We start from the raw sequence: 12,051 nt of genomic DNA, 5'->3' as shown, positions 1-12,051 counted from the left end.
TGCGCCACCTGCTCCGGCTGCTCGCCGAGCATAGTGAAACGGCGGTCGATACAGACCTGCGCGACCACCATTCGACTGCGTTCGACGGAACCGTCCGAACCAATGCTCGATACGGCTGATCTGGCTGGGTGCTTATCGGGTGCGTGCGCTGACGGTTGCGATTCGACTGGCCGCGAGTGCGGCGGCGGCGATGGTGCACAGGGCGCCGAGCATCATCGCGGATGCTTCGCCGGGTACCAGGACGTGGAGTTGTGCGCCGACGGTGACGGCCGCGACCGGCACCCCGACTTGGGCCGCCGCGAGGGTGCCGAAGGCGATCGGCTGTCCCGTGACACGGGCGCTCAGGTGTACCAGCACCGCGCCGATCCCGAGTGCGAGACCGAGCCCGATCAGCCGCGGGTGGTCGCCGAATTCGCGCAGGTCTAGCCGGGCGCCCAGCCAGACGAAGAACAGTGGGCCGAGGAAGCCGTCATTGATGGCGAAGAGTTGGCGGGCCACTCGCCGCGGCTCCCCGATTCCGGCGACCGCGAGTCCGGCGGCGAATCCGGCGAGCATGATCGACACCGCGGAGCGCACGGCCGGATCACGCACCGGCACATGGGTGCCCGCGACGAACATGACGACCGCGAAACCCATATCGGCGAGAAAGGTGAAAATCGGGTCGGCGCTGTGCAGTATGTCGAATCCGCTGGTGCCGAAGACAATGCCCGCGAGTAGTTCACCCAGGATCACTGGTATGTGCAAGTTCTCGCGCAGAGCGAGCAGCGGTCCGCACAGTCCGAGCGCGATGACCAGGGCGAGGGTTGCGAAGCTCACTGCGGGATGCTCGCGGTCGCCATTGGCACATCATCGCGCCCGGTGCGGACGAGCAGGGGAGGTAGGCGGGCGTTTCCGCTATGGCTGGGTCAGGTGGCCCGCGCGGTAGAGCGCTCGGCATTCGCCGCGGCGCAGTTTGCCGCTGGAGGTCTTGGGGATCCGGCCCGGCTCGACCAGGACGACGGCTCCCGGTGTCACCTCGTGGGCGGCTGCGATGGCATTGCGGATGCGGCGGGCCAATTCCGCTGATCCGGTGGCCGCCGCGTCGGCGAGTTCGGCGACGACAACCAGATCCTCGCGGTGGCCGTCATCGTGGCCGAATGCGGTTACGTGGCCGACGCGTACTTCGGGCGCGCAGTCCGAGACCGTGGATTCGATATCGGCCGGGTAGTGGTTGCGGCCGTCGATGACGATGAGATCTTTGAGTCTGCCCGCGATGTAGAGCTGATCGTCGTGCCAGAAGCCGAGATCACCGGTGCGCAGCCAGGATTCTTCACTTCCGTCCAGGGTGGCCCGGAATGTCGCCGCGGTGGCGATTGGATTGTTGTAGTAGCCGGCGCAGACATTGGGACCGCATACCCAGATCTCGCCGACGGTGCCCGCTGCGACTTCGGTGTGCTCATCGGGCTCCACCACCGCAACCTGTTGACCTACGGGTATGCCGCAGCCGACGAGTGGAACACCTTGCGGTGCGGGCTGTGCGCGTCCCTGGGCCAAGGCCATACGGTCGAAGCGATGTGTGGCTGGCTCGTCTCGTACACCACAGACGGTGACCGAGAGTGTGGCCTCGGCCAGACCGAAGCCAGGTGTGTGGGCGCGGTGTCGGAATCGGTAGGGGGCGAAAGTTTCGGTGAAGGCGGTCAGGGCCTCGGCGCGGATCGGTTCGGCACCGTTGAGGAGTGCGTCGAGGGGGGATAGGTCCAGGCCGGCGCGTTCTTCGGGAGTGGTTGCCGAGACAGCCAGGGCCAGGCCGAAATTTGGGCTGCCGGTGGTCCCCGCGCGGTAGTCGCTGAGGGCGCGCAGCCAGCGAATGGGACGTTTTACGAATTCAGCTGGCGCCATGGTGATTCCGTGTACACCGGAGTAGAGCGGCAATGAAAGGGTCAGGATCAGGCCCATATCGTGGAAGAACGGGAGCCAGGAAACGATGGGTTCGGTGCGCACCGCTGGCACAGCAGTCCACAGTTGATCCAGTGCCGCAGCGAGGTTGGCGTGGGTTACTTCGACTCCTGCCGGGGTCTTGGTCGATCCGGAGGTGTACTGGAGATAGGCCGTCTCGGTTCGTTCGATGATCGGATCGGTTGCCGGGGTGGTGGTGTGCGATGCGAGTTTCAGCACTCGGCCCAGTTCCGGGCCGAGGATCTTGCCGGTAGTGGTGTCGGTCGGAGAGATCAGGCTCAACGCGGGTCGGGCGTCGGCGAGTACACCATCGAGCCGGGGACGATTTCTATTGCCCGTCGGGGGAAATAACGGGACTGCGATGCGATTGCTGTAGAGACAGGCGAGAAAGGCTATGACGTAGTCGATTCCGTGCGCGCATAGAATCGCCACACGGTCGCCCGGATCGGTTGTTGCCCTGAGTCTTTGGGCCTGTGCGCCTGCTGCGTGATGTAGTCGTTCATAGGTCAGCGTGACAGGAACGCAATCCCGTCCGTGATAACGCAACTCGGTGTACGCGCTGTCGTTGGGTTTGGTCTGCGCCCATTCGGCAACCCGCGCGGCCAGAACGTTGGTCCGCGGTGTCGTATTCGGCGAAGTCACAGCACTGCGTCGGGTCTGACGGCAGCGACTCGCTCGGCCAAGGCGGCGCCGAGTGCGGTGATGGTCGGGTGCTGGAACAGTTCGGTGGTCGAGATGCGGATATTGAGACGAGTTTCGAGGTAGCGCCGCATTTCTATACCGAGCAGTGAGCTCAGGCCCAATTCGTTGAAATCGGCTTCCGGATCGAGATGGTCGGAACTCAGGTCGAGGGTGGCGGCGAGGGCGGTGCGGATGGTCGTGGTGAGCGGCTCGGTCGGACCGTGCTGCTGGGGTGCCGGATTCGGCGGTGCGGGGTCTGCTGTCGCCCGTTGGTCGGTGAGCAGACTTCGCAGGCGGGTGGCGATCGGATCGGGATCAGTGGTCGGCGTGTAGTCCAAGACGAGCAGGTAGGGCTCGTGGTAATACATGGTCTGGGCCAGTAACTCGGTGCCGCGTGGGATATCGAATGCGGAGATTCCGGCGCGTCGTAGATGTTTCGGGCCGCCCGCGCCCTCGGCGAGGCCCGCATCCCAGACGCCCCAACCGATACTCGACACACGCCGCCCCGGGTGGGCGTGGGCAAGTGCGTCCATCGCGGCATTCGCGCTGGCGTAGGCGGCCTGTCCTGGTGCGCCGAGCGTGCCGGTGGCGGAGGAGAACAGCAGCACGAAGTCGGTTGGATCGGTGGCGGTGAGATCGATGAGATTGCCCGCGGCGATGACTTTCGGTGCGAACATGCGGGCGAGTTGGCGGGTGGTGACGGCTTCGAAGGCGGCGTCTTCGAGTGCGCCCGCGGCGTGCACGACACCGCGGATGGTGGAACCGCATTCGCGAACATCATCGAGCGCGTTGGCGAGATCGTCGCGGTCTGCGGCATCGCAACGCACTACGACTATGCGGTCTTCCAGTCCGTCCAGGAGTGCGGGAACTGGCCTCGGCGCACGGGTGAGCACAACGACGTCGTGTGCACCTGCATCGAGCAGCCAGCGCACCGCGACCGAGCCGAGCGCCCCCAGACCGCCGGTGACCACATAGGTGCCGTTGGGGTCGATCCGCGTCGGGGTGGTTGATCGGGGGTGACAGCGCACGAAACGGCGGGTGGTAGTGGTATCGGCGGAGATTCGCAACTCATCGGGGAGTGGGGTAGTGATGAGTTCTTGCAGTCGCGACACCACGGTCGGTGATGTATCGGTCCACACGAGTCGCACTTCGCGGCCCGATTCGAGCTGCATCGATCGCACCAGACCAGCGATTGCCATCGGTATTTCCTGTCGGCTCCTAGCGGACCGTTGGCGGTCGGTCGCGCTGGGGGATGGCAGGACGATCGTCAAGGAGGCTGTGGCTGCTTCGGATTGGACGCGTTGCAGCAGATCGAGCACACGTCCGGTGGTGGCGATGACACTATTCGCGGGCTCGGTCTCGTGGTGCGTCGCGCCGGATTCGGCGGGCCAGATCACGACGACTGCCGTATTCGCGGTGCCGGTGCGTCCGGCGAGTACGGCGGAGACGATCGGACCGGCGGCATCCGGTTCGCGGGCGACGCGTTCGGTAGGCAGCGTGCGGTCGAGTTCGCTGGCCAGCCGGACGGCGAGTTGGGATTCGCCGATAACCAACGCGCGCCGCAGGTGCGTGCTTCCGTTGCGCTGGGGACTGTGCCGGAACGGTATCCACGTTTCATGGCGGAAGGGGTCGAACTGCGTTGTGGATTCGACCGTGACGAAACGGATGCGGACACCCGACAGCGCCAGCACCGGGACGCCGTGCTGATCGGTGCCGATGATGTCACCGGTCAGTTCGGTCGTCGATCGATCACGCACCAGCGCATGGGCTTCCAGCAGCACCAGGTCCGGTTCCGTGGACAGCCAGGCCGATTCGATGCCGATCGGCAGGGGAATGGCATCGGCGGGCAGATGGTCCCAGCTCGCGGCGGCAAGCAGATGCAGACAGCCATCGAGGGTCGCCGAGCGCTGTAGCGGGGCCGAATCGAACAATCCGACCGCACAATCGGACCCGGCCTCGATATCGCGCAGCACGCGGAAACCGGGACCGTAGTCGAGTTGCCGTGCGCGCAACGAGTCGTAGAAAACACCTGGCGTGAGCACTCGCATCCGCCGACGCGCGGCCCGATTTGCATCGACCACCCGCATCCATGCGACGATATCCCCGGGTGTGGGGTCACCGGCCAACCGTGCCGAAGCCAGCGTCCCGGCGCCTGTGACCTCCGCCTGCAACCTTCCAGCACCATCGGTGTGATAGGTAACAGCGGACAGCGCGCCGAGCCCGGTCCGCTCGTGCACCACGAAATCCGCGATAGCCCGCCCGTTTTCAGCCAGACCGAGCAGCCTGAGCAGCCAGAAGACCGCGGGGACGGTCGGCACGCCCTGCACGACGTGATCATGGAGATCGTCGGCGGGGAACTCGGATTCGAAGACTCCAGATGCGCTCGTATCGGCGGCATCCCGTCCGCGGCTGATGCTGGGCCCGGTGGCTGTGTTCGTGTCCTGGGCGTTTCGGCCGCGACGGGTATCGAGCTGGGCGGTCTTATTCGGGTCGCGCGTATCTCGACCGTGAATGGCGTCGTGTCCGGTCGTGTCCGGGCCGTGGGCATTTCGACTGCGGACGCCATCAACTCCGATGCCCGCGCCGAAGTCGGAGACCGAGGAGTCGTCGATAGCGCGGCCGTTGATGGCGGGTTCGGTGGCACTGCGATGGCTGGTTCCGGGCGTTGTGACGTGGATTGTGGTGTCGGGGGTGGTGTCGGATTCGGTGACAGTGCTGCGGGTGGTGTCGGGGCCGAGGGTGGTGATCAGTGGGAACCGCCGGTGGAGCCATTGGCGGGGTGGGGGAGGGGTGGTGAAGCGGCCGTTGGCGGCCCAATTCAGTGGGCGCCCTTCGAGGTAGAGGTTGCCGAGGCAGGTCAGGAAGGTTTCGGCCTCGTTGTCGCGGGTGGTGACCGGGTGGGTGGCGTCGGCGAATTCGGGGAACTCGCGGATCGCGGGTGTCAGTACCGGATGGGGTGCGAGTTCCAGGACCGTCGTGAATCCATCGTCGGCGGCGTGTTGCAATGCGGCGGCCAGTTCGACGGGTTTCGAGGCATTTTCGGCCCAGTAGTCGGCGTCCATCGCGGCCGTGGTTATCGTTTCGCGGCGACGTGCCGTGGAGTACACCGGAACGCGCGGCACCTGGGGGGTGAGTCCGTCGAGCGTGTCGACGAATTCGGGGAGCAGTGCGCCGACCTGTGGGCTGTGTGCGGCGAAGTCGACGGCGATTCGCTGCGCGAATATCTGCCTGCGCTTGGCCCGGCGGACAAGCGCGTCGATGTAACGTGGCGCGCCGGAGATCACCACCGAACGCGGTCCATTGACAGCGGCGATCGCTACTGTCGCGTGCAGTGGCTCGACCAGCCGCGCGACCTCATCCGCTGTCGCCTCCAGCAGCGCCATCGCACCGTGCCCGTCGAGCCGCGCCAGAATGCGGCTGCGCTGCACCACGACTCGGCCCGCGTCCGAAAGTGATAACGCACCGCTCACCGCGGCCGCGGCCACTTCGCCGAGACTGTGGCCTACCACCGCATCCGGTTCGATGCCCCACGACGCGAGCAGTTCGGCAATGGCGACCTGGAATGCGAAGATCGAGGGTTGCACGAGCTCAGTTGCGCTGTTGCTCGCCGAACTGCTGAGTGCGAATCCATTGCGCGGCGTCCACACTCGTCCGCCACCGGCCGCCGCAATCGCATCCGCGGCAGCGGTCACCGCATTCGCGAAGACCGGATAGCGAGCCGCCAGACCCCGCCCCATCTTGGAATACTGCCCGCCCTGGCCAGAGAACAGGAACAGCACACCTCCCCGCCGCCGCACCGAACCAGCGCTGATCACCCCGCCCCCGGATTCCCCACGCGCTAACGCCCGCAACCGATCCACCGCATCATCCAGATCCCGCGCAACCACCGCCGCCCGGGCATTCTCGGGTATCAACCGCGCCGCGGCCGCCGCGAATTGCCGAAGGATTTCACGACTGCCACTCCCTGCGCCCAAGTAGCTCGCCACAATCGCCTCGGTCGTGCCCATGCCTTCGCGCGAGGGGCTGGTTGCGCGCTCGTGTGAGCCGCTGGTTGTGCGCTCGCTAGAGCCCTCACGTGACTGGCTGCTAGAGCCCTCGCGGGAACCACGGCTTGTGCCGTCGCGCGAGTCGCTCATGCGATTGTACAAAGTGCGACAAGTGCCTTCACCCCGGCGGTTACGGGCTTTGTCATGTGCGGAGCTGCTTGCGCTGATACCCAAAACGGTGTTCATGCGATCGTGCCCGGCGCTGCTGGGCCTGCTGCGTGAATCGTCGCTCGTGTCCTCACCCGCTTCGCTGATGCCCTCGCGCGAAATGCGGCTGATGCCCTCGCGCCCAGGGTTACTGGTGTCGTCGCCCGAGGGGCTGCTTGTGCCGTTGTGTGAAGTGCTGCCGAGGGTGTCGCGCGATGTCCAGCTGGTGTCGTTACCCGAAGCGGTGATCTTGCTGGCGGCGGAGGGGCCGTTGTAATTGTTGCGCGCGGCGCTACTCATGTCTTTGCATGCGGCGCTGTTGGGCGGCGCGGTGCTCATGCCTTGGTGTGCGTCGCTGTTGAGCTTGGTGTGCGGCGCGGTGCTCATGCCTTCGCGTGCGGCGCTGCTCGGCCTGTTGCTCGGGACGGTGCTCATGCTGTTTCGCGAATCGCCGCTCGACGACGTGCCGACGTTCTCGAGCAGCTCGGCCCACCGCAACGCGTGCGAACGCAGCTCCGCGATGTTGCGACCGGTGACCGGAAGCAGGACGGGCGGTTCATAACTCCGGTGACGTGCAGCTTCCAGACCGCGCAGCACCACGTGCGCATTCGTCCCGCCGAATCCGAATGAGCTGACACCGGCAAACCGCGCATCCACCGATGTGTCGGTCCAGTCGACAGATTCGGTCGGCACGCGCAGTCCATGTTCGGCGAGCTTCAGCAGCGGGTTCTCGGTGTGGAAATTGATGGTCGGCGGGATTACGCCGTGTCGGATGGACAGCGCGGCCTTGACCATTCCGGTGATTCCGGCGGCCGCCTCCAGATGTCCGATATTGGATTTGACCGAGCCGATCCAGGTCGGTTCGGTCTCGCTGCCGAGTACCGCGGCGAGCGCGCCCACCTCGACCGCGTCACCCAATGGTGTTCCGGTGCCGTGACATTCGACGTACCCGACCGCACGTGGATCGAGACCTGCCCAGGCGGTACGAATGACCACCTGCTGGGCCCGACCGTTCGGCGCGTGCAGGCCATTGGACCGCCCGTCCGAACCGACTGCGGTGCCGAGGATTTCGGCATACACCCGATGTCCGTCTCGCAGCGCATCGTCGGTGCGCCGCAGTACCACCACCGTGCACCCATCACTGCGGGTATATCCGTCGGCCGCGGCATCGAACGGTTTGCACTGTCCATCGGGCGCGAGGAACCCGGCCGCGGCCAGGTACTCCGAAGTATGCGGCAGCAGTGTCAGATTCACCCCGCCGACGATTGCGAACGGCACGGCGTCATCGGCCAGCAGGCGCACGGCGAAATCCACGGCAGCCAGCGAGGACGAGCACGCGCTGTCCACCACCAGACTCGGTCCGTGCAGGTCGAGGACATAGGACAGCCGGTTGGCGATGATGCTGAGCGCCGATCCGGTGACCGCGTACGGCGCATCGTGTCCCGCGCGGCCGAGCACCGCGATGCCGTGATCGTAGGCACACGCGCCGAATACCACCGCACCCCCGCAACCTCTGGTGCGATAGCCGATTCCGGCATCGTCGAGCGCCTCGATCGCGACCTCGAGTGCCAGCCGCTGCTGCGGATCCATCAGCGCGGCCTCGCGAGCGGAGATGGCGAACCAGTCGTTGTCGAATGCGTCGGCATCGGCGAGATATCCGGCGTGCCGTGTGCCGGGTCGACCGAGCGGCGGTGCTCCGGTGGCATCACGGCCATCGCACAGCATCCGCCAGAACTCGGGCACGCTCGACGCGCCCGGTACCCGGCAGCCGATGCCCACGATGGATACCGGCGGATACGGCCGGACGGAGGCAGGCTGGCCTTTCCGATTTGTGGGCGAGGTGCTCATCGCATCGCGAGATACTCGACAAGCTGCTCGATGTCCGGATTGTCATATAGCGCGGTGAGCGAAACCTCGACTCCCGTGGCATCTTCCAGATGCGCCGTCAGCCGCGCCAATTGCAGCGAGCTGAGGCCGAGGTCGCTGAACGGCGCATCGGTCGAGACCGTTGCGGCATCGACATTCAGCAGGTCGGCTATGGCGGCGGTGGCAGCGCTCAGTAGCGCGGCACGTCGTGAACCGAACCTGTACGAAACACCGTCGGCGACTGTTCGCAGGTCGCTCGAGACAAAACCCTGCCCGTCCGGAAGATCAGGCCCCATCCGTCCTCCTCCCGTCGCCGGAGGGCCCCTGCCCCCACGCCGGTACCCCTGCGATTATGCCGTAGATATCGGCGCGATCAAGGCGTCCTTCAGGCGGGTCGATTGTCCGGAATTGTCCTGTCTACCCGGCTCTTTCGCCGTCTACTGTGATCGCATACGGTGGCACTGTGCCCGAATCCGGAACCGAGCGGACGCCCACCCTGCTGACCGTGCTGCGCTGTTGTACCGCACTGGCGGCCACACCTGGTCGACTGCTGCGCCCGCGTCGCCCCGACACTGCACTGCTGGCCGGTCTGGAGCCGGTCCCGCTGCCGCAGACCAAGGCGAGCGTCGGGCTCACCGTCCTGATGCAGGCCCGTATGGCCGCCCCCACCATGATTGTCGCGGAGGGCGTGCGCAGCCTGCGCGAACTGCCGATGACCATGTCGGCCTATCTGATCGAACATCCGAAGGCGCGATTCCTGGTCGATCCGGCCCTGTGCGCGGGGGTGCACGATCGGGTGCTGCCCGAGCTGCCATTCCCGATTCCACTGCTGGTCGCACCCGATAAACCGGTGCTCGGCCTCGCGGACGCACTGGCCGCCCGCGATATCGCCGCCGATGCGATCGATTTCGTCCTGCCGACCCACCTGCACTGGGATCACATCTCCGGCCTGCTGGAACTACCCGATTCCGTGACCCTGCGACTACCCGCCGTCGAACGCGCCTGGGCACTCGACGGCCCGCATGCTCCCATCGGCGTTGCTCGAGGCCCCCTGCGTGGGCGCACCTTCGACACCTTCGAACTCGACGGCCCGCCGGTGCTCACCTTCCCGCGCAGTCTGGACCTATTCGGCGACGGCTCGGTGCTGCTCGTCGACCTTGCCGGACACACCCCAGGCAGTATCGGCGTCCTGCTGGCGGTCGACGACGGCACCCGGGTACTGCTTGCGGGCGACGCGGTGTGGAACAAACTCCAGGTCGAGCTGATCCGCGAAAAGGCACCGATGCCCGGCCAACTCTTCGATGCCGATCGCGACGCCACCTTCGCCACCATCCACCGCCTACACGCCCTACCCGACGGCATCGAAGTCGTCGCCGCTCATGACTACGCCGCGGTCGAGGCGCTGGCAGCACGGAAGAGGTAACCCGCCTTATCGGGATTCAGTCGATGCCCTCGTCGAGCTGCTGCCAAGTGGTGTGCACCTCGAACGGCACCAGCGAATCGATCGCACTCGCAGAGCGGTCCGATCGGGTGTGATGCCCCGCCGAGACGTACTCCCCGGCGGAGTTGAGCGTCAGCATCTCGATCGAAACAGCGGGGCCATCCTCATTGGCCATCCGGACGATCCAGTAGTGCTGGATCCCGAACCGGGCATACTCGGCACGCTTATCGACCAGGTCAGCGGTGATCGTGGTCGGCGAGACAACCTCGACCACCAGCACGGCGTCCGCGGCTGTCGGCTTCATTCGCCACTTCGGCCGAGGCTCATCGATGCACCGGTAGACGATGACATCCGGCCGCTTGTAGTGGAATGGGACTTCCGAGACCAACATGTCCACATCCCGGTTGACTCGCAAGCACGGTTCGGCCGAACCGCGTTTGGCGTGGCCGTCCAGCAGTGCCCGTTCGATATTTCGGGCTATCGCATTGTGATTCGGCCAGGCGGATTCGCAGTGGATGATCATCCCGTCTCTGATCTCGACATTGCGCGCCATGTCCTCGGGCATGGACAGGTAACCGTCTATGTCCACCGGCAGGATGTAGGTCTTCGGCAGAGACCAGTTGAACGCTTCCGACACGGATGACCGTCCTTTGATTGGTAGTCGACGTCATCGTAGGTCAGCGTCTCGACTGACCGGGCCGCGGTCACCCCTCGATGGACTGCGATCGACCTGGCTCGACTGCACCCTGGGCGCTCGCCCGGGGCGCGCAACGAGTCCTTAGGCGACGACCTTTTCCGCGAGTCGTGCGGTGATCAGTTCCTCCGCTTCGGCGACCATCCGGCTGATCAGTTCGGCGCAGGACGGGATGTCGTGGATCAGGCCCTGGGCCAGGCCTGCCGACCAGATGCCCGCATCGAGATCGCCCTCGTCGAAGACGCGGCGTCCGCGTGCACCCGCGACCAGATCGCGGACATCGTCGAAAGTGCCACCGGCCTTTTCGATTTCGACGACCTTGCGGCTGATTTCGTTATCAGCGACGCGCGCCGTATTGCGCATGGTGCGGAAGATCAGCTGGGTGTCGAGTTCGGAGTTGGCGACGATCTGTTCTTTGACCTTCTGGTCGATCGCCGACTCCTGGGTGCACAGGAAGCGCGTGCCCATGTTGACGCCGTCGGCACCGAGCGCGAGTGCGGCAACCAGACCGCGGGCATCGGCGATACCGCCGGAGGCGATCATCGGAATGTCGAGCACCCGTGCGGCGGCCGGGATCAGAATCAGCCCAGGAATATCGTCCTCGCCCGGATGTCCTGCACATTCGAAACCATCGATGCTGACGCCGTCGACGCCGATCTTCTGTGCCTTCAACGCATGCCGCACGCTGGTGCACTTGTGCAGCACCTTGATACCGGCCTCGCGGTAGTACGGCAGGAAGGGTTCCGGGTTGCTGCCCGCGGTCTCGACGATCTTGATTCCGCTTTCGATGACCGCCTGCACGTATTCCGCGTACGGCGGCGGGTTGATCGACGGCAGGATCGTGACGTTCACACCGAACGGCTTATCGGTCAACTCCCTGGTCCGCGCGATCTCCTCGCGCAGGTCGTCGGGGGTGGGCTGGGTCAGGGCGGTGATGAACCCGAGCCCACCCGCGTTGGCGACGGCCGCGACGAGGCCCGCGCGGCCGACATGCATCATGCCGCCCTGCACGATCGGGTGTTCGACGCCGAATGTCTCGGTGAACCTGGTACGCAGCATTGCGCTTCTCCTCTGCGTTGCGGGGCGTGCCAGTGGCGCCCTTACGCAGTGATGGTGACACGGCAATCGTCCGGTGTACAACTCGTAAGTGAGCCAGGATTCGCATTGTTTTGCCCTCTGAACGCGCGCGGAGGTGGGCAGCGTCTAGTGAGATAGGCGGTAAATATGCAGCTAGGAGCGAT

The 12,051-nt window shown here is 65.6% G+C and carries 7 protein-coding genes; 1 reads left to right on the top strand and 6 read right to left on the bottom strand.

Translation table 11 applies throughout. The features are described 5' to 3' along the window. Positions 1-132: 132 nt before the first annotated feature. From ACQP2U_RS41635 to ACQP2U_RS41620, 4 genes are all read right to left on the bottom strand, one after another. Positions 133-816 carry a cation:proton antiporter domain-containing protein gene (locus ACQP2U_RS41635; RefSeq protein WP_433712648.1) on the bottom strand — a complete coding sequence of 228 codons (684 nt, stop codon included), beginning with the start codon at positions 814-816 and terminating at the stop codon, positions 133-135. Between the two features lie 78 nt (positions 817-894). Further along, positions 895-2,577, bottom strand: a complete 1,683-nt coding sequence (locus tag ACQP2U_RS41630; protein WP_433712647.1) for a fatty acyl-AMP ligase — start codon at positions 2,575-2,577, stop codon at positions 895-897. Beyond that, a complete protein-coding gene (locus ACQP2U_RS41625; protein ID WP_433712646.1) occupies positions 2,574-8,657 on the bottom strand; it encodes an SDR family NAD(P)-dependent oxidoreductase in 6,084 nt (2,027 codons plus the stop codon). The genes ACQP2U_RS41630 and ACQP2U_RS41625 overlap by 4 nt, the downstream gene beginning before the upstream one ends. Next, positions 8,654-8,971 carry an acyl carrier protein gene (locus ACQP2U_RS41620; RefSeq protein ID WP_397030983.1) on the bottom strand — a complete coding sequence of 106 codons (318 nt, stop codon included), beginning with the start codon at positions 8,969-8,971 and terminating at the stop codon, positions 8,654-8,656. Before ACQP2U_RS41620 ends, ACQP2U_RS41625 begins: the two co-directional genes overlap by 4 nt. Positions 8,972-9,138: 167 nt before the next feature. Here ACQP2U_RS41620 and ACQP2U_RS41615 point away from each other — a divergent pair, with 167 nt between their 5' ends. After that, on the top strand, positions 9,139-10,098 hold the full coding sequence (locus ACQP2U_RS41615; protein WP_433712644.1) for an MBL fold metallo-hydrolase: 960 nt from the start codon (positions 9,139-9,141) through the stop codon (positions 10,096-10,098). Between the two features lie 16 nt (positions 10,099-10,114). Here the strand turns inward: ACQP2U_RS41615 and ACQP2U_RS41610 are convergent, their stop codons facing one another. Next, positions 10,115-10,753, bottom strand: a complete 639-nt coding sequence (locus ACQP2U_RS41610) for a Uma2 family endonuclease (RefSeq protein ID WP_433712642.1) — start codon at positions 10,751-10,753, stop codon at positions 10,115-10,117. A gap of 141 nt (positions 10,754-10,894) precedes the next feature. Then, positions 10,895-11,869 carry an NAD(P)H-dependent flavin oxidoreductase gene (locus tag ACQP2U_RS41605; RefSeq protein WP_433712641.1) on the bottom strand — a complete coding sequence of 325 codons (975 nt, stop codon included), beginning with the start codon at positions 11,867-11,869 and terminating at the stop codon, positions 10,895-10,897. Positions 11,870-12,051: the final 182 nt, after the last annotated feature.

The sequence above is a fragment of the Nocardia sp. CA-084685 genome (assembly GCF_050955785.1).
GTDB lineage: Bacteria > Actinomycetota > Actinomycetes > Mycobacteriales > Mycobacteriaceae > Nocardia.
This window is presented reverse-complemented; position numbering and strand designations above follow the sequence as displayed.

What these genes read in the sequence shown, in the direction of transcription:
- ACQP2U_RS41625 (WP_433712646.1), bottom strand. Translation starts at nt 8,657, where the DNA reads ATGAGCACCTCGCCCACAAATCGGAAAGGCCAGCCTGCCTCCGTCCGG.
- ACQP2U_RS41620 (WP_397030983.1), bottom strand. Translation starts at nt 8,971, where the DNA reads ATGGGGCCTGATCTTCCGGACGGGCAGGGTTTTGTCTCGAGCGACCTG.
- ACQP2U_RS41605 (WP_433712641.1), bottom strand. Translation starts at nt 11,869, where the DNA reads ATGCTGCGTACCAGGTTCACCGAGACATTCGGCGTCGAACACCCGATC.